Source organism: Bradyrhizobium sp. AS23.2, assembly GCF_001908185.1.
Lineage (GTDB): Bacteria > Pseudomonadota > Alphaproteobacteria > Rhizobiales > Xanthobacteraceae > Bradyrhizobium.
In genome coordinates this window covers 1-23,743 of the sequence record NZ_LGHM01000145.1, presented here as the reverse complement: position 1 = coordinate 23,743, position 23,743 = coordinate 1, and the positions used below count along the sequence as shown (strand labels likewise).

Below are 23,743 nucleotides of genomic sequence, written 5' to 3'. Positions count from 1 at the left end.
GAATGCATTGATCATGTCGTAGTTTTCGGCGAACGCCATCTGCGCCACGTCCTGCTGTCATACAAGGATTACTACAACGCCACGCGAACTCATTTGTCATTGAAAAAGGATGCCCCGGTCCCTCGCGGCGTTAAGTGGGCCGGGAATATCGTCTGCCGCCCGATCCTGGGTGGACTGCACCATCAATATGGCCGGATGTGATTTACGGTAGGCGCACACTCGATGGTGACTAGTTGGGTGACGTATTTTATGGCCCCTGACACGAGTGTCAGCCGCCGCACTTGCTTGCGATCGCGGCATTGAAGGCCTCAATTTCCAAATCGAGCGCCGCGAGGTCTCGCTGACGGTCGTTGCTTCTGATGCAGGTCGCAGCCGCCTGGCGCGTCGTCACGGACTCGTAGAAGGAGACGGCGAACGCGCGACACGCTTTCTCATTTTCGGAGGCTGCTACGGGTTGATTGCGGACCGTTGCCCAGTGCGCGCGTGACGCAGCGATCTCCGACGTCGAGACACAGTCAGAGGCGAGAGCGGGAATCGGCATCGCATTTGCCGCGATCGAGGTTAAGAGAAGCGCGAGTCGTGCCATCGTGCTGGCTCCATGGTCGAAAGAATGTTGGCAAGATGACTATCGTTCCCAAGTCGTTCGCTCGTGAATGTTATTGTCCATATTTGAACGCGCTTGCGGCAATGAAAGGCCTGCATGGCAAGGCGTTCGTGCGAATGCAAAATATACACCCACCGGCCGTGGGCGAAGTAAGCTGTTGCGACGACATGGTCTGAGTTGGTCGCAGTGCGCCGTCTTCAATATTTACTCGGCGCAGAGAGTCCCGTCGCCGGGCGCAAGGCCTGGGAAGGGAGAGACCGGAGTGGCGATCAGCGATTTTGCTTTCTCGAGCCCATGGCTGGCTACGCCACCGATACGGTGTCTGCCGCTTAATTGCGTGAGAGTTCGAGAAGATGATCCGCCTAGGGTTCGCGTTCAGGTGCGATGTGGGTGCGGTCCGAATTGGCTGGCGACATGGCCTGCACTTTTAGATCCCTCTTCCCTCCCGCTTGCCGATCTCGCAGCGCCATCCGGCGAGTCGGTCAGCCGGATGCTGCTTCATCCATTCGGCGAGCTGCGGCGCGCCCACCAGGCACGACTGCATTGAGACGTCGGCGAAATCCGAGGTCGTGACGGTTTGATCGCGGCAATTTGCTGGAGAGGACAGACTGCAGAGCACGGCAACGATCTTGATCACGACACGCGCTCCCCGCCGTTCGTTGTATGACTCATTGTCGCCTCGCTGTTCTTCTCGTTGGCGGGAGCAGTCGGTGGAAAGACGCTGTCATAGATCGCGCGGGCCTCCCGAATGAGGCGAATACGTTCGCGTTCGGACTTTGAGACAAACTGGATAACTTCACCCATGACACGCTCCCATTGAATTGCGATCATCGTTCGTCCAGTCATCTGGGAGACTGGATTCCAACATGAACTCCTGCTTGCGGAAACGAACGAACAAGAACCTGTGACAGGGCCTGATGTTGCAAGGCCGACCCTTGCCGAGCACCGGTCGAGGTCGCCTAAGAGAAGGTAACCTCGCTGATGTCGATCGACACCATCAACATGTCCAGGATCGGACGCCGGTCGGGACCGCGCGCGTATGCGCGCCGCTTGCTTGGCATGCGTATGCCATTGGCCTCGGTCTGCTCCAGCATCAGTTGCGCGGCGGGGAAACCCACCGGCGATATTGACGCTGTAGTCGTGGCGGCGGAGCTCGAACCTCTCGTCATAGAAGAAATCCTGAACTTGGCAGTGCGTTTCGATCGAGCCGGGGAAATAGGCACGCAGCACGCGCCATGTTTCCTCTCCCTCTTGCCAAGGCGTGGTCTCCTCGACGCGGAAGTCGTCCACCGCAAAGGCGAAGGGAGTCGCGAGGTAGGTCCACAGCGCTTCGCCGTTGAAATAGGCGCGATGCAGGGGATCCCAGGGCGTGTGCATCTGATGTCCCGCAAACGAGTCCCTTGGCATGCGCCGCTCGGCGACGACCGTGCCGTCGAGCTTCTCGATCGCGATGCGATCCGTCGTGAACATCGTACGCTGATCGGGCGCCCCGTAGGGCGCGACCGAGGATCGCTCTTCGTGCAGCCACACCGTCATCCGGCGCGGATTTGGATCCTGCAAGATGCCTTTCAAGGGGAACAAGCCGCCGCCACTGACAATGGTGGCTTCGACCTTGTTGTAGCTGCGCCAGCGGTCCAGGCCGCCGTGCGCGTCGAGAACTTTCGTCAGCAACTCGTTCATGGCCTGTTTCTCCATTCCTCTGGTGCGATGGCCGCCATTTCATTACGCGCGTGTAGCCCGTGCGTCGGCCCTAGTGCGTGACTTCGGCCCTGACGGCAGCGTTCGGTGCAGAGGTGTTCGCGCCGACGTTGTATCGGGGAGCCGGGACTGCGCTTGAGAGCTTGCCGGACATCGCGCGGCGTGCGCCCTCGTATCTGTCCCAGTCGGCCTTGTCGGCGAGAGACGGAATGGTGACGACCTCGCCCTGATCGAGACCGGCCAAGGCTGCGTCGACCATGTCATCGGCGGTCATCACGATCGCGGACGGCAGCTGGTGGACCGGCAGGCCGGCGATGTCCCAGAAATCGGTCGCGGTCGCGCCGGGCAGGACGGCCTGAACGCGCACGCCTTTCGCGGCAAGCTCATGGTGCAGCGAGAGCGAGAAGGCGAGCACGAACCCTTTGCTTCCGCCATAAACGCCGTTGAGCGTTTCGGGCGAGATCGCCACGATGGACGAGATGTTGATGATCGTACCGGCGCCGCGCGCGACGAAGCCCGGCGCCGCCGCATAGGTCAATCGGGTCAGTGCATGGACATTCAGGTGGATCATGTCGTCCATCTTCTCGATGTCGGCATTGAGCAGCGGCGCGGTGGCGCCGACGCCGGCGTTGTTGACCAGCAACGTGATGTCCGCATTCGCGCGCAGGATCGCCTCAACCCGGGCGAGATCCGCCTTGTCGTTGAGGTCGGCTGGGACGGTGTCGACTGCGCGGCCGGTCGCGCTTCTCAAGCGCTGCGCGAGGCCGGCGAGACGGGTCTTGTCGCGGGCAACCAGGATCAGGTCGTAACCACGTTTGGCCAGACGGTCGGCATAGATGGCGCCGATGCCTGCCGATGCGCCGGTGATGAGGGCAGTGCCTTTGGTTGTAGTGCTCATGGACGTTCTCCTTTGTGCCCTCCACACCTAGGCTCTTCCGAAATCTGGTTCCACATGGCAAAGTTGAGAGCTATCCTTCCAAAATATGGAACAAGGGCCCGATGGATCGCCTGGAGTCGATGTCCACCTTCCTGGCCGTGGTCGAGGCCGGCAGTCTGTCGGCGGCGGCGCGGCGATTGAAAACGCCGCTCCCCACGGTGAGCCGCAAGGTCTCCGAGCTCGAGACCCATCTGCGAACAAAACTGTTCAACCGGTCGAGCCGCAAGCTGGTCTTGACCGATGCCGGCAGCTCCTATTTTGCCGCGTGCAAGCGGATCCTGGCGGACGTGACCGAGGCCGAGCGTGCCGCCTCCGGCGAATATTCCGCTCCGACGGGAGAGCTGATCCTGACTGCTCCGGTCGGGCTTGGCCGTGCTCACCTCATCCCGATCCTGGCGGATTTCTTCAAGGCCTACCCGGATATCAAGGCGAGCTTGCTCCTTGCTGATCGCGTACAAAGCCTGTTTCAAGAGCAGATCGACGTCGGGCTGCGCATCGGCGCGCTTCCCGACAGCAGCCTGATCGCGGTGCGCCTGGGGACGACGTGTCGCATGGTCTGCGCCAGTCCGGACTATCTTGCCGCGCACGGAACGCCGCGCACGCCGGACGATCTTGCCGGGCATGATTGCATCACCTATGCGGGCTTTTCGTCCCCCGATGTCTGGACCTTCTACAAGGACAGCGCCGCCGTCGCGGTGCCCGTCCGTGCACGGCTCGTGGTCGGTAGCGCCGAGGCCGCCTGCGACGCCGCATGCGCCGGCATCGGAATTACGTCCGCCTTCGCCTATCACTTCCGGGCAGCGCTCGAGCGCGGCGCCCTCACGCCTTTGCTCGATGAATTCCAGCCTGCACCTCTGCCGGTCAACCTTGTGTACACGGCCAACCGCTTTCTGCCGATCAAGGTCCGCGCTTTCCTCGACTTCGCGGCGCCACGACTGAAGCAAGTCTTCGCGGAGCTCCAGCCGCCGCCTGTGTGAGCGGTGCTGGCTGGCCAGTCACGAGTCACATGTCCGGGCGGCGCGGAACGATCGTCATGGGTGTAAACGCATAAACGGCCTGGCCATCCTGGTTATACATGGTCCATTTCATGTTCACGGTGCCTTGCGGCTTGCTCTTTGAGGGCGTGAGGCTTTCGATCTCGCCCTCCAGATGCAGGGCGTCGCCGGCGCGCACCGGGGCCAGCCAGCGGACGCCGCCGCCAATCCCGATGATCGGATGGTCACCGAAAGGGCGAGTTTCAACCAACAGTCTCATGGCAATTGAGGCCGTGTGCCATCCCGATGCTGCGAGCCCCTTGAAGAATGTTTTCGCGGCGGCCTCTTCATCCAGATGCATCGGCTGCGGGTCGAATTCGGCTGCAAAGCGCTTGATGTCCGGGGCAGTGATCCGAGCTTCACCACTCTTGAACTGCATTCCGACAGCAAGATCGTCAAACCACGCGATTGTCGTCATGAGCTTCTTCCCTTTGGCTTCTGGTTCGGACACTCGCACGGATCGTCATGCGATTCTTTCACGAAGCCACGCGATATCCTGGGCATATTCCGGTTTGATGGTCAGTGAGTCGGCAGCGAGCGATCGTGCACCATTCCGCTTCCGAAACTGACCAGGGGCCTGACCTGTCGCTTTCGTGAAAGCTCTGGTGAAGTTGGCCTGGCTGGAAAAGCTGAGGGTCAGGGCGATGTTGACCAACGATCGATCGCCGTTCAATAACAGCGCCTTTGCGCGCTCGAGGCGCCTGCCGCCGACGTAGCGGTGCGGCGATTGCCCCGTCGCTTTCTTGAACGCGCGCGAAAAATGATACCGGCTCAAGCAGGCGACGGTGGACATGGTCTCGATGGTGAGCTCGCCTTCCAGATTCGCTTCGATGTGATCGAGCACCCGCGACAATCTGCGCTGGTCCAGGCCCTCCCTTGTCATCCATGACGAAGAATGAGCCGGCGGCGCGTCCATGTGCTTTTGGGTCAATCTCGCCGTCATGCTCGTTGCCAGAGAGTCGATCAGCAGGCCGCCGGCCGAGGTCTGTGCCTGAAGCTCGGACGCAACGGCGTGTGCGATCTCGGCCAGGAGCGGATCCTCGAAGGCGGCTTCATATCGCAGAGGCCCGAAGTAACCTGGCGAGAATTGGCTCAATGGAAGGTGAAGGTGCAGCATGTCAGCCATGTCTGCAGCGAGATCGATCTCACCTTCCTGCAAGTCGGGAGGGGTCAACCAGATTGTATCCAGGCTTGAAATCCGTCGATCCTCGATGCTTGCGGACCGCCGCGTGACCAGCGTCCCGTTGCCACGGAGATCGATGCACATCACAACACCGGAATTGGAGCCTCTCCAGGGAATGACCGCTTTCTCATGATTGCGCAGTTCGGCCGACATGCCGGACCAGCCGAGACTTGCAGAGGACAACAGGCCCTCGGAGCGATAGCTCCCGATATCAGATGCCGGCCGTGGCTGAATGCTGACATTGGTGCTCATCAGAGAAATCCCGAAACGCCGTCCCACAACAGCTTCACCGCCGTCACGACGAGCAACCCGTAGCAGGCACGATAGATCTGGCGCTGGTCCAATGCGCCGTGCAGCCGCCAACCCAGCCACACCCCGGCAGGGATCGCGAGCAGGCAGATCGTCATTAATTCCCACACGCCGGTTGTCGGCTTCACCAGCAACAGCCACGGCACAGCCTTGGTCGCGTTGCCGACGGTGAAGAACAGGCTGGTCGTCCCGGCATAGATCTCCTTGGTGAGGCCGAGCGGCAGCAGGTACATCGCCAGCGGCGGTCCGCCCGAGTGTGCCACCATGGTCGTGATGCCCGACGCGAAGCCGGCGGTGATCGCCTTCGGCGTCGAACGCCGGCGGATGGTGACGTCGCCACCTCCGGCAAACCACAAGCCGACGAAGATCAGGGTCGTCACCGCCATCACGATCGCAATCGCGCGGTGGTCGAGAAAGCGGAAGACCAGGTAGCCGAACGCGATGCCGATCACGAGTCCCGGCAACAGCAATGCGAGATCCGGCTTCGACCAGGTCGAAGCCTTCCAGTACCGCAGCGCAAACAGGTCCATCGCGATGAACAGAGGCGCGAGCAGGCCGCCGGCCGTGACCGGGTCCATGACGAAGGACAACAGCGGAATGCCGACGATGGAGAAGCCGCCGCCGAAGGCACCCTTCATGAAGCAGATCAGGAAGACGCCGGCGAAAGCGACGATGATCGTGGTGACCGTCAGGTCGGCCCAGGAGGATATCATCATGACACGCGCTCCCGGTTCGAACGGGCGACGCGGCCGTGGACTGCGGCGTTGATCTGGCTCCGTCTGAGCCCGATGTCCCGCAGCGAGCGGTCGTCGAGGTCGCGAAGGGTTGTGATGGCGGCGCGGCGGGTGAAGTGGCCAATGATGGCGTCGCAAGCGCCGAGAAGCCGAGTGAACGTCCCCTGCGTCGTCCTGACGTCCGGGCGGACGATCTTTGAAACGGTTGCAGACATCTCGGGCCTCCAATAGTTGCCGCGGGCAATGCTGCACCGTCGCGGCAAACGCGCTTCCGAGCGCGCCGCGTGCGCATGACCGCAGAAAGGTTTGCTGAAATCCGCTACAATTGATCTGATACAATCAAATTGGTCCGAGAGATCAATCGGTGCAATAAGAACATTGCTCTCGGGTCAATAAACATTGTTCTCGGTGCAATTATGTCGAAGTTCGAATACCTGAAATTGGCAGACGCCATCGCGGCGGAAATCGCTGACGGCACGCTCCGGCCGGGCGATCGCCTGCCGCCGCAACGCAATTTCGCCTGGGAGCGCAAGATCGCCGTCTCGACAGCGAGCCGGGTCTACGCCGAGCTGCTGCGCCGCGGCCTCGTCGTTGGCGAAGTGGGCCGCGGCACCTTCATCTCCGGCGATGCCAAGCGGGGCGCCGCCGCGCCGAGTGAGCCGCGCGGCATCCGGATCGATCTCGAGTTCAACTATCCAATGCGTCCCGAACAGACGGCGCTCATCGCAAAGAGCCTGGATGGCTTGGAGAAACCTGCGGCGCTCAATACGGCATTGATGTGGGCGACCAGCGCTGGAACGCCGGCACTCAGAAGCATTACAGCAGAGCATTTGGCGCAAAACGGATGGTCGCCCGCTCCGGAGCAACTCGTTTTTGCCGGCAACGGGCGGCAAAGCATCGCCGCTGCGCTCTCCGCCGTCGTTCCCACAGGCGGTCGTTGTGGCGTCGAGGCGTTGACCTATCCGTTCGTCAAGGGCATCGCCCACCGGCTTGGCATTTCACTCGTTCCGCTGGCAATGGACGAGGACGGCGTACGGCCGGACTCGGTGCAGAAGGCGCACCGCGAGGCGACTCTCTCGGCCATCTACATTCAGCCGGCAACGCAAAATCCGCTGGGCATGACCATGCCCTCGGCCAGGAGGGCGGATCTCCTCCGCATTGTCCAGAAGCTCAACCTTCCGGTCATCGAGGACAGTGTCTACGGCTTCTTCGACAACGAGCCGCCGCTGGCTGCGCTCGCGCCGGATTCCTGCATCGTCATCGACAGCCTGTCCAAAAGGGTTGCGCCAGGGCTGGCGCTGGGCTTCATCGTGCCTCCGCCGCGCTTGCGAGAGAGCGTGATGGCCTCGGTGCGTTCGGGCGGCTGGACCGCGTCGGGATTTGCGTTTGCGGCCGCACAGCGGCTGATGGGTGACGGCACCGTCGCCGAGCTCACGAAGCTAAGGCGCCTGGACGCGCGCGCTCGTCAAAAGCTGGCGATCGGCCGGCTTGCGGGTTTCGAAATCCAGACCAACGAAAAATGCTATCATCTGTGGTTGACGCTGCCGGCGCACTGGCGCTCCCAGAGTTTCGTGATGGCCGCGGCCAGACGCGACATCGCTTTGACACCCTCGACCGCCTTCGCCGTCACGCCAGGTCATGCGCCGAACGCGGTGAGGCTGGCGCTCGCGGCTCCGACGATGGATCAGCTCGATGGCGGGTTGCGCACACTGGCCTCGCTGCTCAGCGCCAACGAGGCAGATTTCGATTCGACCGAGTGAGCGGACGACTGCTGCTCGTCCCTCGAATTAGGCGCTCGGTTCGCCGGTGCTCACGCCGGAGCTGCAAAAGAAGCTCATCGACAGCGTTCATGCCGAGGTCGGATCGCGCTCGATCCCGGAGCTCGAGGCGGAGAGGGACGAGATGCTGCTTGGCCTGCTCGAATTGCGCGCCGAGCATTCGAAGATGCCTCCGTCGCGGCGGTCTCGCCCGAAGAGCACGAGCAGCGATGGGCTCGACGATGCGCAGGATCGCAGCGACTTGTTTGGCGCATCGCCCCTGTTTTGATCATCGATGCTGATCGGTCTTCTCTGCTTGCTGGTGCTCCGCCGGTTCACAGCTCGGCGGCCAGCTCGCTCACCAGATCCCGGAACCAGGCATGAGCCGGATCATGATCGTAGGAGGCGTGCCAAAGCAACGACACCGTGACGTCACTCAACGCCACCGGAGGCGGGCTCAGAGTGAGCCCGAGTTCGGTGGCGAACAGGCGGGCGCGCCGTTCGCCCATGGTGACGATGACGGGGGCGCGCGCCACCAGCGACGGGACTGTCAGAAAACGGGGCGTCGTGAGCACGACGGAGCGGTGCAATCCGAGCTTCTCCAGCGCCTCGTCCACGACGCCGCGAACATTTTGTCCGGGCGTCAGGCTGGTCAGCACGTGGGGAAGGCGAAGGTAGTCGTCGAGCGAGATCGGAGGCGTGATGCCGGTCTTTTCCGCACTGAACATGCAGAGGAACGTCTCGGTGAACAGCTTGCGCTGCTTGTGATGGATTTGCCCGTGATGGAACGTCCCATAGCCGATGGCGAGGTCCACTTCGTCCGCATCAAGCTCTTTGAGTAGCCGAGACGCATCGACATTGCTCAGCCGGAGGTGAATGCCTGGGGCGATCGTACGCAGGCGTTCCAGGAGAGCAGGCATGAGCAGGATTTCCATGCTGTCCGGCAATCCGAACCGGAACGTTCGTACGGCCGTCGCCGGATCGAAGGCCTGCTCGCGCGAAACCAGCGCCTCGACCTGCGCCAGCATGGCGCGGACGGGCTCAACCAGAGCCGCCGCGCGGGGGCTGAGGCGCATGCCCTCAGGTCCGCGCGTGAGCAGCTCGTCGGCAAACAGGTCGCGCAGGCGGGCGAGGTTGTGGCTCATCGCGGACTGGCCAATGCCGACGCGTGCTGCTGCGTGCGTGACGCTCCGTTCCGTGAGCAGCGCATCGAGATGAACGAGGAGATTCAAGTCGATGCGGCTCAAATTGACAGCGTCGATAGCCATTATCGATCCCATCGGTTTGATCGATAATCATAGCTTGCCCACTTTTAGCGGCAAGGGAGCAGACGGGCAGCCCGCCCGCCGCCCAAACCAATCGGAGGGTCCTATGTGGATCCGCAATACGCTTCTCGCCGCCGCCTTCACCCTGTCGTCACTGGGCGCCGCGCACGCCAATGGCCTGCGGCCGCTCCAGGGCGATTCCATCCGTCTCGGTGACCTATCCGGCGTGACTTACTACACCGTCGAGCCCGACGGCTTCCGCGTCGTCACGACCTTCGCAGAGGGCGAGGCCGGAACGCCGGTCCGCGTCGTGTCGGTGCTGGCGCCCGGTCAGCGTGTCGTTCTCTCGACGCCGCACCAGGTGGGCACGCTGGAGATCAGCCGGAATGGCGACAACCTGCTCGTCCGCAAGGCAAGCGCGCCCGCGGACTAAAATCTCACTGTGTCGGCTCATCTACACAGGAGCGAGCTGGCCGCTCCCACGCCGACGTGACGGAAGGTTCGAATGGCATCTGGGAGCGGCTGCACTACGACTGGTCCGACCCCAACCACGTCGTTCTGACGACGACCGACTCCAATGTGTGGGGAGGTGCTTCTGGCCACACTTACACCTCCACGCGCCGGCCTGACGGGTTGACCGATATTGACGTCCTCGTCGTCCGTGAAGGCAAGAACCTGAAAGGGTGGGTCCTCGGCCTCGTGCTTGGGACCATCGGCAGAAGCGTGCTGGAAACGGCATTTGCTAAATCGGTGGATGCGATCGCGGCGCGCAATGCTGTACCGAGCGAGCGCGCTGCATAGTCGGGCAGAACCAGGAGCGTTGCATGGACATGCAAACAGCGCGACCGGTCGCGCCAGATCGCAATGCGTCGCTGAAGCACTGCGACTTCTGGCAGAGCCATGGTCCGTCGGAGCTGCTGCTGTCGTCGGCGGGGCGGGCTGGTCAGGACTGTCGGCCGAGGTGCGCGCGCATGGTGCGGGCGTAATCCCCTGGCTGGGTACGCAATTCGACACCGAACTGTGCATCGATATCCATGGTAATGGCTCGCTCGTCACACGGCGCGCCGCAGCGATTTCGGACCAAACGATGGCTCGCCGCGACACGGTCTGGCTCTGCCCCGCCGGCTGGCAGGACGGAGCCTCCTCATCGTTACGTCAGCGGCAAGCGCCTCGCGCGTGCGAAAGTCCTGTTGATCCAGGACGACCGATCCCTGGTCGAGATTGCACTGGCGCTCGGCTTTTCCAGTCAGGCCAATTTCACCCGTGCGTTCAAGCTGGCGACTGGCCTGGCGCCTGGCCAATTTCGTAACGGGTCCGGATCACGGCAGCGTGACCTGTAGTTGGTTGATACCAGGCGGTCGCTTCCGAGCATGGCGTGAGGCTGCGCAGTTGCTGGTCCACGGCTTTCAGCAAAGAATGACAAAAGCGCAGCACACGAAGCAAAGCCTTCGGCCAGACGCATCGCTATCTTCGTTACGATAGCGAACGTGGACTACACGCGAACGATATCGACTTCGTACGCAAGGCTCACCATGGGACAGCCCCACCATTCTGGGTTCGGCATACCGCTCTTGTCTTCGCCCTGAGGACGTCTGCGGCGGCGATGTTGGCGCTCGTCATCGCGCTCTGGCTGGACATGCCGCGCCCGTATTGGGCGCTGGCCTCAGTCTACATCACCTCCAACCAATTGACGGGCGCGACCTGGTCGAAGGCGGTTTATCGCATGCTGGGGACGTTGATCGGAGCAGCGGGAACGATCGCTCTGGTTCCGAATCTCGTGGATGCGCCCGAACTGCTCAGCCTCGCCATCGCGCTGTGGGTGGGTGTTTTCCTTTATTTCTCGCTGATTGACGGCACCCCCCGCAGTTATTTGTTCATGCTATCCGGCTATACGGTCGCACTGCTCGGCTTTCCGGTCATCTCATCGCGTGAATCTCTCTCGACTGTTGCGGACGCAGTATCAATAGTAACGTGTTGGGGATCACCGGGGTGCACTCAACAAAAAAAACAGACTGCTGGCCTAACCTGCACGAAGGCACGTCCCGAAAGGGACCCTCGTGCGGAAGAGATGAGGAGGTGCATATGAGCGTCGTTCTCTATCTCGAAGCCAGTCAGCCTTGCGGTAAGACTTACCGTCTTGGTTTCCGATGCAATTTGCATCTGGCTTCGATGGTAGCCTCGGCTGTTCTAAAGGGAAGGCGCTCTGGAAACAGCACGTAGGATGGGTAGAGCACTTGCGAAACCCATCACGCTCATTGCGGAAAAGACGTTGATGAGTTTCGCTTCGCTCTACTCATCCTACGGACTTCGAATGAGTCGTTACGCCTCAAGCCAAATCGATATTGCCCTTCACGAGGATGTAAGGCGGCCGTACAGGAGGCGTCGGATTCTCGTCGTACAGGTAATTGACGATCTCCTTGAAATTGGCCCGACGGCTATCCTTTTGGGGATACACAAAGTCGCTCCCGTCCAGCTTCGGGTGCAGAGGTTCATCTTGCTTCGGTTCGAAGAAATAGTTCGCGATGCGCTTCCTCGAGTGAGAGCCCTTGAGAAGGTCCTTTCTGATGGCGACCCTAAAGTCGTCGCGAACAAGCATGCAGCGCGTCGAAGTGATAAGGCTCTCCGCCATCCGTAGATTTACGCCACGGACCATGATGTGCGTGTTTACGTTGATGCTGTGAAAGATACTTAAGCGCATCTCGATCGAGCCGACAGGCGTGCCTACCAAATAAAGCTGGCGTTCGTTGGAAAAGTAAGCTCCCACCGAGCGGACAAGGGTCCCGTCCGCTACCCTTCGGCGCGCCTGAAAGATTGGTGAGCCGTCATCGCCCTTCTCCTGTGACAACAGATACGATGTGACGATTATCTGCTGCTCCGGATCGAGCGTGAACAACAGGTATCGCCCACAGTAGTTTTCGATGCTCTCGTCGGCCTTGTTCTTGTTCAGACCTAGAGCCTCTTTGAAGGTCTTCGTCGAACGGACTTGTGGTCGTTGGTCCGCTGGTCGAGGTTTGAATCTTTCCAGCAAGGCAGGGATATCGATGCCGGAGTGCCTACAGTAGTTGACCAGCATACGAACGATCAGCGTGTCTGGTATTTCCACCCGGACCAACGAGAGCATTCTCACCCGCTCGCCGGACGATGCGTCTTTGCGGTCTTCGTAGAGCACTTTGACGGCAAACTCTTGCCAGGTGGCTACCTTTTTCGTCTCTATCGCGTGGTCATAGGCCTGTCTGATGAGAGAGCCGACTGCCTCGCCCACTCTGCGCTCTGTCACGTAAACGTCATCTGCCACAGGCGGATCGGCCTCGTGCTGGGCGTCTTGCCCTGGTTCTTGGGTAACTTCGTCTTCCGACAGCCTAGCTTCCGTCATCAAAATCCCTTTTGCAGCGATCACTCCGGGCCACTCCGACAATTCCGGCTTGGCTCCGGACCGTTTTCCCCCATCGGCTATCGCCCTCCGGGGCGCCTGCCTATCCTCGCGTGCATCGGGGACTACCACACCCCCCGATGCTCCCTTGGCGCGAAGGCGTCGGGGAAACTCATACGCGAACGGAGGATTCTGATGATCTCCTATACCGACCTCTGCGGCAACTCCGCTTACTGACATGGCGAAGGTTACCCTCACTGCATCCCTACGGGAGATGCTCAAAAAGGCCGCCCTTGCTCTGGGCGGCCTCGTGCTGGGGGCTATCGTGACGGTAGCTGCCAAGCCGACGTTGGAAAACAAGATCGTTCCGGCCATCCTGCAGATGCTCGGTCGGGGCGAGGCGATGATGCTCTACCCATCCGATCCGACCGAAAAGCCTCAGCAATTCACCGTATATCGATTTCCCTTCGGTGAAGGCGTCCACGGCATCTTCGTCGGCACGGTTGCCGGGAAGAATGGCTCGCTTCAAACGTTCCATCTGAGTGGCCAACGGCGGAACGGTTTGTTCTACTTCACGTTTGTGCCGTCCAATTCCGAGGATAACGGTGGTGGCGCATTCATGGGACGCAAGGAGGAAACGCAGCCGGACGACTCGGCCTACGTTGGTGTCCTTTACGGCGTCGATAAATGGAAGAACGACACTTCCTGCTCTCTCCACCGCTTTACCGCCGTGATCGGCCCTGTGACTGATGTCTCGACGTTCCCGGACCTCATCGCGGCGCGGCAGAAAGACTTTGCTGCCCTCGACAATCCGGCGCGCGGTCAGGCGGGACTGGTTTTGGCACCCTGCACGCAGAAGAAGGAGTTTGGCTAGAGCGCAAGCGGGAGATCGACCTTCATGCTCGTTCTCGGTCCGGCCGCGCAAACCCGCGTCCGGACCGTTTCGCTTCCAGGGCAAGTCCGAGGGATGACATTTCAGCTAAATTCCGCTTGACGGTCATCACCGGAAGCGGCGAATGGCCTTGGGCATGGACACGACGTGGCTGTCCGCGCGATTAGTCCCTGAGGATCACGTCTTCCGCTTGCCCGTCGGGCAAAACACCGCGCCACCCGTCAACCCCTCTCCACAAAAATATTTCACTTTACCGAAATTCGGAAATGGCGTATTTATCGCCCATCCCGGCTCACCCTTGAGGGGCGATCTTGTGTCGTCACGTTTCGCAGGGCCGGGCTTGCGGTGGACGCGGCAGCGTCGGGCGCGAGAGGTGCGGGCAGGGCGGATTGCTCTCCGTGAGCCCGAGGCTTCGTGCTAGATGAGCGGCGCTGTCAGGTTCGTCTCGCCAGCAATTCCTTGGCAATGTCGACAAGGCCGGGAATATTGCGGCGAACACGCGAATCGCGCGTACGGCAAAACCGTGTGGTCCTGGCCGTCGTTGCTACGGTCAAGCTTTTGCGGAGGTGCAAGCCGGCTCAACCGGGCGGGCTTTCGCCGTCAATTCGTGGAGCGAGGGAGACCAAAGGAATTCGGCTCCCGGGAGAGCGCGGCATAAGCCGTAGAGCCACTGCGCAGGGAAGGCCGTGTGTTGGGCTTCGCCTGTCTGCCGCTGTGCATTATTTCCTGCGCTACATGCGCACAGCGGACTCATGGGTGCCAGCCGGCACCCGGCCTTCCCTGCGCCCTCTTGGTTCAAGAGAGGGCGGAGCGACGAAGCAAAGCTCGGGCGAAACAAGTCGCGAGAACGAGACCTTGTGTCCGCTGTTTGACAGTCAGTCGACCGCCGCCTTTTTCGAGGTTGTCTCTGGTGCGACACAGGTGCGGTGGCAGGCTTCTCTCAAGAAGCAGCCACGTCTTCGATTTTCAGCGCGAGCAGCTTTTCGACTTCCGTTTCCGCGTTACCGGTGCGCAACGGGGCGTTAGAGTCCTTCAGCAGCAGCCTCTAAAGCGACCTTTCCCGACGGCGTAGCGCGCCTGCTGGCGTTCGCGGAAGAACTCCACATAGGTCATGACCGGCTGGTCGGGATGCCTCGCCCGCCGGTGCGCAACGTATGTTTCATAATCGGGAACGCCGATCATCAGACGCGCAGTGCGAGTGCTCCAATATCGTGCGGCTCGCATCGCGGTGGCGGACTGGTCGAACAAATCCTGCAGATCAGGCATGGCCACCTCCTGCGGCTACTCCAGCGAGACCGATTTCCATTGCGGTCGGCTCCGGATTTCCCAGCGCTCGCCGGATGTTAATCAGGCCATAGATCACTGTCGCAACGACCACCAGCACGAACAAGGCCGCAAGCGATGCATCGATGTAGTCGTTGAACACGATGCGGTTCATCTCGCCGAACGTCTTTGCAGGTGCGAGCAACTGACCCGCTGCGACCGCGTCGCTGTATCTGAGTGCGTGGCTGACGAACCCTACGTTTGGATCGGGGCTGAGGACCTTCTCGAGCCCGGCCGTCGTCGTGCAGGCCACGAGCCAGGTGGCGGGCACAATCGTCACCCACGCGAACCGCTCGCGTTTCATCTTGAACAGGACGACCGTGCACACCGTCAACGCGATGGCCGCCAGCATCTGGTTGGCTGTCCCGAACAAAGGCCACAGCGTCCAGATGCCACCCAATGGATCGATCACGCCGACGTAGAGAAAGTAGCCCCATAGCGCGCACGACAGCGCCGAGCCGATGAGGTTGTTGGTCCAGGACGCAGTCTCCTTGAAAGCTGGAATGGCGTTGCCGATGAGATCCTGAATCATGAACCGGAGCACGCGTGTTCCGGCGTCGACCGTCGTGAGGATGAACAGGGCCTCGAACAGGATCGCGAAGTGGTACCAGATGCCCATCAGGGTACGGCCGCCAAGGAACGACGACAGGATGTGGGCCATGCCGACGGCGAGCGTTGGTGCGCCGCCGGTGCGCGACATGATCGAGGTCTCTCCGACGTCCTTGGCCATTTGAGTGATTTCGCCTGGGGTCACCACGAACCCCCATCCCGAGATGACCTGCGCGGCTTGCTCAGCCGTGGTGCCGATCAGTCCTGCAGAGCTGTTCATCGCAAAATAGACGCCGGGATGGATGATGCTCGCGCCGATCATCGCCATGATGGCGACGAACGATTCCATCAACATTCCACCATAGCCGATGAACGCAATCTGCGTTTCGTTCTCGATCATCTTCGGCGTCGTCCCTGACGAAATGAGAGCGTGCCATCCGGACACGGCGCCGCAGGCGATCGTAATGAACAGGAACGGGAACAAGCCGCCGGCCCAGACTGGTCCGCTGCCGTCGATGAATTTGGTGACGGCCGGCATCTGGAGATCGGGACGGACGATGACGATGCCGATAGCCAGGAGCGCGATGGTGCCGATCTTAAGGAATGTCGAAAGGTAATCGCGCGGAGCCAGAAGCAGCCAGACCGGCAGCACGGATGCGACGAAGCCGTATCCGATGATGATCAGCGCGAGCGTCTCGCCCCGTAGATCGAAGTACGTGGCGAGCTCTGGCGTCTCGGAGACGGTCTTGCCATAGATCAGCGCTGCGAGAAGCAACACGCAGCCGAGTAACGACATTTCGCCGACCATTCCGGGGCGGATAAACCGATTATAGACCCCCATCAAAAGCGCGATCGGAATCGAGCAGAACACTGCGAAAGTTCCCCAGGGACTGCCGATCAGTGCCTTGACGACAACGAGAGCGAGGACCGCAAGTACGATGACGCAGATCAGGAGAATGCCTACTCCGGCGATCGTGCCAGCGACCACTCCCATCTCGGCACGCACGATGTCGCCCAGCGAGCGACCATCGCGCCGCGTCGATAGAAACAACACGGTCATGTCCTGGATCGCACCGCCAAACACCGCGCCAACGAGGATCCAGAGCGTGCCCGGCAGATAGCCCATTTGCGCGGCAAGCACTGGACCAACCAGTGGACCCGCGCCGGCGATCGCCGCGAAATGATGGCCGTAGAGCACATACTGATTGGTCGGGACGTAATCGAGACCGTCATTGTGGCGAACGGCAGGTGTCTGTCGCGTACCATCGACCCCGAGCGCCCGGTGGGCGACGAACAACCCATAGAACCGATAGGCGATGAAATAGATGCAAATCGCGGCGATGACCAGCCACGAGGCGTTGACTGCTTCACCTCGATTGAGCGCCACGATCGCAAATGACACGGCGCCCAGAAGAGCAACCGCAATCCACAAAAGCTTCGTCTGCGGCGCACTCGAATTGTTGATGGTACTCATGGATGTCCTCCCGCATTGCAGGAAGCCCTACCAACCAAGGTTCACCCTCGCGGGGACGTCGATCGAGGCAAAGGTGTATTGGCCGGGATCCTAGCCTTCCGCACACACCAGGGTCAGGACTGAACCTCAGAACTCGCTAAGGGCTCCGCCTGACGGGAATAATTCTACGATTCTGTTTCCCCTTTGGGAAGGGATTGGGATCGTGCGCAGAAATCTGTTCGGCGGCTCGTTCCTCGTCCTGCCTGCCGCCTTTAAGCCCATTTCATTGCGGCAGCCTTGCGGTCTGTCCGGAAAACGCATTGCCGCCGGATCATTTTGAAAGAACGCGCATTCGCGACATGTTCCCGCAATCTCCGCATGGGACCGAGAGCTACGTCGGGCTTGGCTGGTTCATCCCACCGCCGACGGACACAGCTCAACTGGCTAACGGGCTGTCCGCCTTCGATAGCGGGCACCCGCAATCCGAAAGACATGCGAATGACTTTGCGTCCAAATCACTGCTGCGAAACCGGCGGCGCTCTCATCAACAAAGATCGCCAGCATGCCGGCTGCTGACATCCTGCCGTTCTTTCTTGCCTGGATTCGCAATCCGGTGCGCGTCGCCGCGGTCGCGCCGTCGGGCGCAGCCATCGCGTCGCTGATGACGCAGGAGATCACGGCGCAGACCGGCCCGGTCATCGAGCTCGGTCCGGGCACGGGCTCGTTCACCTACGCGCTGCTCGATCGCGGCGTGAGCGAACTGGATCTGACGCTGGTCGAATACGGCTCGGATTTCATCCCGCTGCTGCAACGACGTTTCCCGCGGGCGCGGGTGCTTTGGATGGATGCGGCATGGCTGCACAAGGAAAAGCTGTTTGAGAAAGCGCCGGTCGGTGCCGTCGTCAGCGGGCTCGGGCTTCTCACGATGGCGCCGGAGAAAGTCGTTGCCATCCTCCGCGGTGCGTTTGGCTACCTCCGCCCGCGCGGCGCCTTCTATCAGATCACCTACGGCCCACGCTGCCCGGTTCCGGACTGCATCCTGGATCAACTTGGCCTGCAAGCTGTCCGCATCGGGCAGACGCTTCTCAACGTACCCCCGGCTTCGGTGTACCGCATCAGCCGACGTCAACCCACCCTTGATTGAGGCACCATGGAAACATCGAGCACGATCGTAACATTTCTGAACTTCGGCCTCGTGGGGATTGGCTGTCTGGCCGTCGTCGAGAAGTTCGTTCCCCTGTTTCCGTCCTACGTCCTGTTGATGCTTCTGGGCCTGACCGTCTCCGACGGCGCGACGCTTGCCATGACGATCATGGCGACGACCATCGGATCCGTCGTTGGTGCCATTGGCTGGTACGGGGTTGGCCGGGCGCTGGGTTCGCAGCGCATCGAGGGTTTGGTGGCCCGCTACGGAAAATACGTATTCCTTCGACCCTCACTCTATGGACGACTGGCCGACGCTTATCGCGGTAACCACTTTTGGGTGACGCTGATCGGTCAAACCTTGCCCACCGTGCGGATCTATCTGGCGCTGCCTGCCGGGGTGCTCGGCCTGGAGCCCCGCGCATTCGTCGCCGCCACGACGATCGGCACCGTGATCTGGAATATGCCTTTTCTCAGTCTTGGCTACGCGCTGCGGGGCAGCAGCCATGATCCCGTCAGTATCGGCTTTTGGGTGGCGGCCGTCCTCATCGCGGTGGAGGTCACCGTCATCCTGGGATTTCGCTTCTACAAGAGGTCGATCGCACCGCCTTGCGGCACGCGATCACGCGCGATCCCCACTCATACGCCTGCCGAGGAGGCTGCATGAGAGCCCTACTTTCCCGCTTGAGACGCGGCAGGGGTGCCCTGGAGCGCGTCACCGCAGCGGCGCTGACATTGCTTGCCAGCTATCAGTTTGGCGTTGCGGCCTCCGACGGACGGCATCGGAGCGCCGAACTCGCGCTCCTGGCCTTTATCGGCGGCGTATGTTGGCACCGCTCGATCTTCAAGCGACGCGCCAACCGTGACCTGACGCAAGCCGTCGCGGGTTTGGTGGACGCCGTGGCAATGGCGTTTCGGCATGAGGCGGTCGATTGTGACCGCGCCTCGAGGCCTTCGATGCCTGGGGCGGGCGCAGGCCGTCGCCTGGAGGGAGTTCGTTCTCCACCTCGCGACGTCGTCAAGGTCAGGAGCCTCTTTGTTTCCGATGTCCACCTCGGGACCAGGGGATGTCAGGCCGATCGGTTGATTGACTTTCTTCGCCACCACGATGCCGAAACGCTGTTTCTGGTCGGTGACATCGTCGATGGCTGGCGCCTGAGGTCCAGTTGGTATTGGCCGACGGCGCACAATGAGGTCGTGCAGGAGCTGGTCGAGCTCGCGCGCAAGGGCAAGCGCCTCGTTTACGTCGCCGGCAATCACGACGAGTTCGTGCGCGACTATGTCGGCTCGACGTTCGGCAACGTTGAAGTGGTCGAACATGCGATTCACAGGGGTGTCGACGGCCGCGATTATCTCGTCGTTCATGGTGATCATTTCGATGTCGTCGTGCGTCACGCCCGATGGCTTGCCCTTCTCGGCGATTGGGGGTACCGGGCCGCGCTTGCCTCCAACGTATGGCTCAACAGGATCCGGAGCCGATTGGGGCTTGCTTACTGGTCGTTTTCTTCCTGGGCGAAATTGAGGGTCAAGAATGCGGTCAACCACATCGGTCAATTCGAGGAAGTGCTGTCGTCCGAGGCGAGGCGCCACGGCGTCCAGGGTGTGATTTGTGGCCATATCCACCATGCGGTGATGCATGACGACTTCGGTGTTCGCTACATCAACACCGGAGATTGGGTGGAATCCTGCTCGGGGGTTGTCGAGCACCATGATGGTCAATTCGAGATCATCCGATGGGCCGAAGCGCGGCGACACCAGATGTCAGGCGAAGCGAATCTGGTACCTTTCGCGAGGGCGGTCGCCTGATGCGCGTGCTGGTGGCAACCGACGCATGGCGTCCGCAGGTCAACGGGGTGGTTCGCTCGCTCGAGTATCTCGCAAGTGAAGCGCCGTCGCTCGGCGCCGACATCTCTTTCCTCACACCGAGCGATTTCCGGACGGTGCCGCTGCCCGGCTACAGGGAGATCCGCCTTGCTCTTGCTTCCGCACAGCGTATCGATCGCGCGATCACCGCGATGCGGCCGAACTCGGTGCACATCGCGACCGAGGGGCCCATCGGGTGGATCACGCGGCATGTCTGCCGGAAGCGCGGTTATCCATTTACGACGAGCTATCACACCCGCTTTCCGGAATATCTGGCGGCGCGGCTGCCGGTGCCGTTGAACTGGAGCTATGCGGCGTTACGCCGTTTTCACAACAGCGGCGTGGGCACCATGGTCGGCTCGCCGACGCTCGAGCAGACGCTGAAGGCGCATGGATTCCGCAACCTGATGCGATGGTCGCGCGGCGTCGATTCCGATCTGTTCCGCCCCCGCGCCGAGCGGCCGCTTGCATTCCCGACGCCGGTGTTTCTGTACGTGGGTCGCATCGCGGTCGAAAAAAATCTCGAAGGCTTCCTGAACCTCGACCTGCCGGGCTCGAAGGTTGTGGTCGGGGACGGGCCGTCGCGCGCGAGCCTGGAATCGAAATATCCGCAAGTGCACTTTCTCGGCACGCGGACGATGGAAGCGCTTGCCGATGTCTATGCATCGGCGGACGTCCTGGTCTTTCCGAGCCTCACCGATACGTTCGGGATGGTGATCCTCGAGGCCCTGGCGTGTGGTTTGCCGGTCGCTGCCTTTCCGGTGATGGGGCCGCTCGACGTCATCGGTAGATCGGGGTGCGGCTGCCTCGATGTAGACTTGCGACGCGCCGCGCTCGACGCGTTGCAGGTGCCTCGTGAAAAATGCCGGGCCTACGCTTTGACCTTTACCTGGCGGGAGAGCGTGCGGCAGTTTCTCGACAATACCAAACGGGCACATGGTGTACCGGTCGGCGCCGGACAGGCACATTGGCGCCGCTGAAGGCGGGAGTCATCATTCAAGATCGGCGGAGGCGCGCCAGGGGTCGAATTGCGATCCGGCCGATGATCAGATTTGCCGCGGCGAATAGAAGAAGCGCGAGCTGATATCGGACTGAATTCGGCTTCCAGCGACGACATCGCCACTATTGCTGCCTTGGCCTTCGAAACACCTTATCTCAAGGCGCGATCAAATGATCTTCGTGCTCGAAGGATAGCAAACGCTATGTCGCGGATCGCAGGCCTGAAGTGATCCAGATGGGCACACCGCCATCGGCAGACATGGAGGGGGATGTCATGTCGCTCGCGGGGCCTTACGTCGGAAACAGCTTGCGCAGTTCCGATTTCAGTATCTTGCCGGTCGCCGATATGGGCATCTGCTCAACGACTTCGATACGTTCGGGAATCCACCATTTGGCGACCTTGTCGCCAATGAAGCTTATCAGTGAACTCTCTTCCACCGAATCGGCATCCCTCTCCTTCTGAATGACGAGCAAGGGTTGTTCCTGCCATTTAGGATGCGGAATAAGGGCCAGCGAGATCGTGCCGGTCGATGGCGTCGTTCACTCGGCCTTGGCCACCATCGACGAGTCCGCGGTTGCGGGCGAGCCGATCCCGGTCGCGAAGACGTGCGGCAGCGCTGTTCTTTCCGGTTCGCTGAATGCGGGTGAGACGTTCGACCTGACCGTGACCGCGCCGGCCGGCGAGAGCACCTACGCTGGCATCGTGCGCATTGTAACGGCGGCACAAACGGTGAAGGCCCCCTTTGTACGGCTGGCCGACCGCTATGCGCTGATCTTTCTGCCCGTGACGCTCGTCATCGTCTTCCTGGCGTGGCTAATCTCGGGCGATCTGACCCGAAGCCTCGCTGTGCTAGTGGCGGCGACGCCTTGTCCCCTGATTCTGGCCGCACCTGTCGCCTTCATCGCCGGCGTGGCGCAAGCGGCCCGCCGCGGCATCTTGGTCAAGGGCGGAGGAGCGCTGGAGGCGCTGGCTCGCGCGCATACCGTGCTGGTTCAGGGCAGCGTGGTGATGCATGAGCGGGAGGATGAGGGTAGCGTCTATCCGCAGCTTGCGGAGGTGCTGCGCGAACGCCACGGCCTCTCGGCCTTGAGCCGCGCGCATCGCGAGATCCTGCATCTTGCGCGGCTGCTCGCTCGGATCGCGGAAGACCTGCCTCTGGAGAGAATTGACCGCTATCTTATCCGGGACGCCCAGCGGGTGATCGAAGCGATCGAAACGCTGGTACGCATGCATACAGCCCAGGAGGACGACATTTACGAGGCTGTGGCGGCCCAAGCGCCAGCTTAGGCGTACGATGCGCAAGCGGCGGGTCAGTTGGATCGGGTGCGGCAGTCCCCCCGCGTGGGGCGCAAATCGCAAACAGTCAGAAGCCATAACGGTCAAACCGAGCGGTTCTGGCGACGAGAAGGAAAGCTGAGCTGACGCATTGATCCCCCTCAATGCCCATAGCAGGCCTTTAGGCGATGATTTGGCGCAATCGCAAGTACGGCCAGAGCGGCCGCGGATCCATAGGCACGGAAATCCGCTCATGGGAGAGCCGAGCAATCGAGTTGTCCAGGTCAGGTGCTTCGGCGGTCCCGAGGGCTTGGAGGTGGTCGACGCTCGCATTCCAATGGCCGGCCGAGGCGAGGTGCGGGTTCGCGTCCTTGCCTCGAGCGTCGTGTACACCGATGTGGTGATCCGGCGCCACCTTTACCCGCAAACGATTTCTCTCCGGCCGCCTTTCGTATTGGGCTATGACGTCGTAGGGGAAATCGATCAACTGGGGCAGGACGTCACGGACTTCGAACTTGGCGACCGAGTGGCCGACATGACGGTAGTGGGCTCGAATGCCGCCTACCGCACCCTTCGGGTCGACCAGGTGACCCTTGTGCCGCCGGGCGTGGACGCGGCGGAGGCGGCGGCCTTAATCCTAAGCTGGACAACTGCCTACCAACTGCTTCACCGCGCGGCCCACGTGAAACAGGGGCAGCGCGTGCTCGTGCATGGCGCGGCCGGCGCCGTCGGCCAGGCGCTGCTCACGCTAGGCAGTATCTCGGGGCTCGATCTGTGGGGCACTGCGCGTAGCGATCACGCCGCATTGGTTCGCAAACTGGGTGGCACGCCGATTGACCAGCGCGAAGACTTTACGAAGGTCCTGCCAGGCGGATTTGATGTCGTGTTCGACGGAATCGGAGAGGACGGCTGTCGCCGCTCGTTGGCGGCACTCAAGCGCAGCGGCCTGCTCTGTGCCTACGGCTACACGGCGGGCGTACAGGCGCACCGTAGCCTGTTGGGTATCTTGACGTGGACGGCTCGCCTTTATCTGTCGGCGTGGTTATCCGGCGGCAGGCGGGTCTACTTCTACTCGATCAATTTGATGCGGGCGCGACATCCGGCGTGGTTCCGGGAGGATCTGGATCGGCTGTTCGAAATGTTGGCGACGCGCGTCATCCAACCACGCATCGCCGAGCGAATATCTTTCGCGGAAGTTGCGGAGGCGCACCGACGTCTGGAGGCGGGCGGTCTAGGGTCCGGACTCAATTGATCCACCAAGTGAGTGCGGCAGCCAAGAGGATTGCGGAGAGGAAGATATCGGCTCGCTTGTCATAGCGGGTCGCGATACGTCGGAAATCCTTGAGGCGGCAGA

24 protein-coding genes and 4 pseudogenes are annotated in these 23,743 nt (G+C 61.5%); 15 read left to right on the top strand and 13 right to left on the bottom strand.

The features are described 5' to 3' along the window. Positions 1–201: pseudogene (locus AC630_RS46355) on the top strand (hypothetical protein); the annotation flags it as partial. Between the two features lie 830 nt (positions 202–1,031). On the opposite strand, the gene AC630_RS28710 reads toward AC630_RS46355, so the two are convergent. The 3 genes from AC630_RS28710 to AC630_RS28695 form a co-directional block, all read right to left on the bottom strand. Then, positions 1,032–1,241 carry a hypothetical protein gene (locus tag AC630_RS28710; protein WP_074121812.1) on the bottom strand — a complete coding sequence of 70 codons (210 nt, stop codon included), beginning with the start codon at positions 1,239–1,241 and terminating at the stop codon, positions 1,032–1,034. Further along, positions 1,238–2,284: a hypothetical protein gene (locus AC630_RS28700; RefSeq protein WP_245330549.1), complete on the bottom strand. Its 1,047-nt coding sequence runs from the start codon at positions 2,282–2,284 to the stop codon at positions 1,238–1,240. The genes AC630_RS28710 and AC630_RS28700 overlap by 4 nt, the downstream gene beginning before the upstream one ends. 70 nt (positions 2,285–2,354) lie before the next feature. After that, positions 2,355–3,200 (bottom strand): SDR family NAD(P)-dependent oxidoreductase, encoded by an 846-nt coding sequence (locus AC630_RS28695; RefSeq protein ID WP_074121810.1) that lies wholly within the window; start codon positions 3,198–3,200, stop codon positions 2,355–2,357. A 101-nt stretch (positions 3,201–3,301) separates the two neighbouring features. Between AC630_RS28695 and AC630_RS28690 the strand changes: the two genes are divergently transcribed. Then, complete coding sequence (locus tag AC630_RS28690; protein ID WP_074121809.1) at positions 3,302–4,216, top strand: LysR family transcriptional regulator; 915 nt, start codon at positions 3,302–3,304, stop codon at positions 4,214–4,216. 25 nt (positions 4,217–4,241) lie between these two features. Here the strand turns inward: AC630_RS28690 and AC630_RS28685 are convergent, their stop codons facing one another. Genes AC630_RS28685 through AC630_RS28670 form a run of 4 tightly spaced genes read right to left on the bottom strand, consistent with a single transcriptional unit; the run spans position 4,242 to position 6,714 of the window. Then, a complete protein-coding gene (locus tag AC630_RS28685; RefSeq protein ID WP_074121816.1) occupies positions 4,242–4,691 on the bottom strand; it encodes a MaoC family dehydratase in 450 nt (149 codons plus the stop codon). Between the two features lie 45 nt (positions 4,692–4,736). Further along, positions 4,737–5,708, bottom strand: coding sequence for an AraC family transcriptional regulator (locus tag AC630_RS28680; RefSeq protein WP_074121808.1), 972 nt, complete (start codon positions 5,706–5,708; stop codon positions 4,737–4,739). Then, on the bottom strand, positions 5,708–6,481 hold the full coding sequence (locus AC630_RS28675) for a sulfite exporter TauE/SafE family protein (RefSeq protein ID WP_143198397.1): 774 nt from the start codon (positions 6,479–6,481) through the stop codon (positions 5,708–5,710). Before AC630_RS28675 ends, AC630_RS28680 begins: the two co-directional genes overlap by 1 nt. Continuing rightward, positions 6,478–6,714: a YjiS-like domain-containing protein gene (locus tag AC630_RS28670; protein WP_074121807.1), complete on the bottom strand. Its 237-nt coding sequence runs from the start codon at positions 6,712–6,714 to the stop codon at positions 6,478–6,480. The genes AC630_RS28675 and AC630_RS28670 overlap by 4 nt, the downstream gene beginning before the upstream one ends. Before the next feature lie 201 nt (positions 6,715–6,915). Between AC630_RS28670 and AC630_RS28665 the strand changes: the two genes are divergently transcribed. Together AC630_RS28665 and AC630_RS47280 are read left to right on the top strand one after the other, a co-directional pair. Next, the gene (locus AC630_RS28665) at positions 6,916–8,259 is read left to right on the top strand and encodes an aminotransferase-like domain-containing protein (protein ID WP_074121806.1); all 1,344 of its coding nucleotides are present in this window, start codon (positions 6,916–6,918) and stop codon (positions 8,257–8,259) included. A 46-nt stretch (positions 8,260–8,305) separates the two neighbouring features. Continuing rightward, positions 8,306–8,545 (top strand): hypothetical protein, encoded by a 240-nt coding sequence (locus AC630_RS47280; protein WP_074121805.1) that lies wholly within the window; start codon positions 8,306–8,308, stop codon positions 8,543–8,545. Positions 8,546–8,591: 46 nt separating this feature from the next. On the opposite strand, the gene AC630_RS28655 is transcribed toward AC630_RS47280, so the two are convergent. Continuing rightward, positions 8,592–9,524, bottom strand: coding sequence for a LysR family transcriptional regulator (locus tag AC630_RS28655; RefSeq protein WP_074121804.1), 933 nt, complete (start codon positions 9,522–9,524; stop codon positions 8,592–8,594). A gap of 103 nt (positions 9,525–9,627) precedes the next feature. Here AC630_RS28655 and AC630_RS28650 point away from each other — a divergent pair, with 103 nt between their 5' ends. From AC630_RS28650 to AC630_RS28635, 4 genes and pseudogenes are all read left to right on the top strand, one after another. Next, positions 9,628–9,954, top strand: coding sequence for a hypothetical protein (locus tag AC630_RS28650; protein WP_074121803.1), 327 nt, complete (start codon positions 9,628–9,630; stop codon positions 9,952–9,954). 56 nt (positions 9,955–10,010) lie between these two features. Then, positions 10,011–10,322, top strand: a complete 312-nt coding sequence (locus AC630_RS28645) for a hypothetical protein (RefSeq protein ID WP_245330548.1) — start codon at positions 10,011–10,013, stop codon at positions 10,320–10,322. A gap of 233 nt (positions 10,323–10,555) precedes the next feature. Beyond that, positions 10,556–10,861, top strand: coding sequence for a helix-turn-helix domain-containing protein (locus tag AC630_RS48115; protein WP_074121802.1), 306 nt, complete (start codon positions 10,556–10,558; stop codon positions 10,859–10,861). A 167-nt stretch (positions 10,862–11,028) separates the two neighbouring features. Beyond that, positions 11,029–11,478 (top strand): annotated as a pseudogene (locus AC630_RS28635) (FUSC family protein); the annotation flags it as partial. 369 nt (positions 11,479–11,847) lie between these two features. Here AC630_RS28635 and AC630_RS28630 read toward each other — a convergent pair. Then, on the bottom strand, positions 11,848–12,918 hold the full coding sequence (locus AC630_RS28630) for a hypothetical protein (protein WP_074121801.1): 1,071 nt from the start codon (positions 12,916–12,918) through the stop codon (positions 11,848–11,850). A 211-nt stretch (positions 12,919–13,129) separates the two neighbouring features. Here AC630_RS28630 and AC630_RS28625 point away from each other — a divergent pair, with 211 nt between their 5' ends. After that, positions 13,130–13,765 carry a hypothetical protein gene (locus AC630_RS28625; RefSeq protein WP_143198396.1) on the top strand — a complete coding sequence of 212 codons (636 nt, stop codon included), beginning with the start codon at positions 13,130–13,132 and terminating at the stop codon, positions 13,763–13,765. Between the two features lie 1,050 nt (positions 13,766–14,815). Here the strand turns inward: AC630_RS28625 and AC630_RS28620 are convergent. Together AC630_RS28620 and AC630_RS28615 are read right to left on the bottom strand one after the other, a co-directional pair. Further along, positions 14,816–15,007, bottom strand: coding sequence for a YbdD/YjiX family protein (locus AC630_RS28620; protein WP_143198399.1), 192 nt, complete (start codon positions 15,005–15,007; stop codon positions 14,816–14,818). A gap of 34 nt (positions 15,008–15,041) precedes the next feature. Beyond that, positions 15,042–17,129, bottom strand: coding sequence for a carbon starvation CstA family protein (locus AC630_RS28615; RefSeq protein ID WP_074121798.1), 2,088 nt, complete (start codon positions 17,127–17,129; stop codon positions 15,042–15,044). Between the two features lie 541 nt (positions 17,130–17,670). Between AC630_RS28615 and AC630_RS28610 the strand changes: the two genes are divergently transcribed. From AC630_RS28610 to AC630_RS28595, 4 genes are all read left to right on the top strand, one after another. After that, the gene (locus AC630_RS28610) at positions 17,671–18,252 is read left to right on the top strand and encodes a class I SAM-dependent methyltransferase (protein ID WP_074121797.1); all 582 of its coding nucleotides are present in this window, start codon (positions 17,671–17,673) and stop codon (positions 18,250–18,252) included. A gap of 6 nt (positions 18,253–18,258) precedes the next feature. Next, entirely contained in the window at positions 18,259–18,918 is a 660-nt protein-coding gene (locus AC630_RS28605; RefSeq protein ID WP_074121796.1) for a DedA family protein, read from the top strand. 290 nt (positions 18,919–19,208) lie between these two features. Beyond that, on the top strand, positions 19,209–20,057 hold the full coding sequence (locus tag AC630_RS28600; protein WP_143198398.1) for a UDP-2,3-diacylglucosamine diphosphatase: 849 nt from the start codon (positions 19,209–19,211) through the stop codon (positions 20,055–20,057). Continuing rightward, positions 20,057–21,094, top strand: coding sequence for a glycosyltransferase family 4 protein (locus tag AC630_RS28595; RefSeq protein ID WP_074121795.1), 1,038 nt, complete (start codon positions 20,057–20,059; stop codon positions 21,092–21,094). The genes AC630_RS28600 and AC630_RS28595 overlap by 1 nt, the downstream gene beginning before the upstream one ends. 310 nt (positions 21,095–21,404) lie before the next feature. Here the strand turns inward: AC630_RS28595 and AC630_RS44360 are convergent, their stop codons facing one another. Beyond that, positions 21,405–21,587 (bottom strand): long-chain fatty acid--CoA ligase, encoded by a 183-nt coding sequence (locus AC630_RS44360; RefSeq protein WP_143198395.1) that lies wholly within the window; start codon positions 21,585–21,587, stop codon positions 21,405–21,407. A gap of 28 nt (positions 21,588–21,615) precedes the next feature. On the opposite strand from AC630_RS44360, the pseudogene AC630_RS28590 reads away from it, so the two are divergent. Together AC630_RS28590 and AC630_RS28585 are read left to right on the top strand one after the other, a co-directional pair. Continuing rightward, positions 21,616–22,401 (top strand): annotated as a pseudogene (locus tag AC630_RS28590) (hemerythrin domain-containing protein); the annotation flags it as partial. A gap of 241 nt (positions 22,402–22,642) precedes the next feature. Continuing rightward, entirely contained in the window at positions 22,643–23,641 is a 999-nt protein-coding gene (locus AC630_RS28585) for a medium chain dehydrogenase/reductase family protein (protein WP_074121793.1), read from the top strand. Here the strand turns inward: AC630_RS28585 and AC630_RS47270 are convergent. Next, positions 23,634–23,743 (bottom strand): annotated as a pseudogene (locus AC630_RS47270) (IS5/IS1182 family transposase); the annotation flags it as partial. The gene AC630_RS28585 and the pseudogene AC630_RS47270 sit on opposite strands and share 8 nt — an antisense overlap.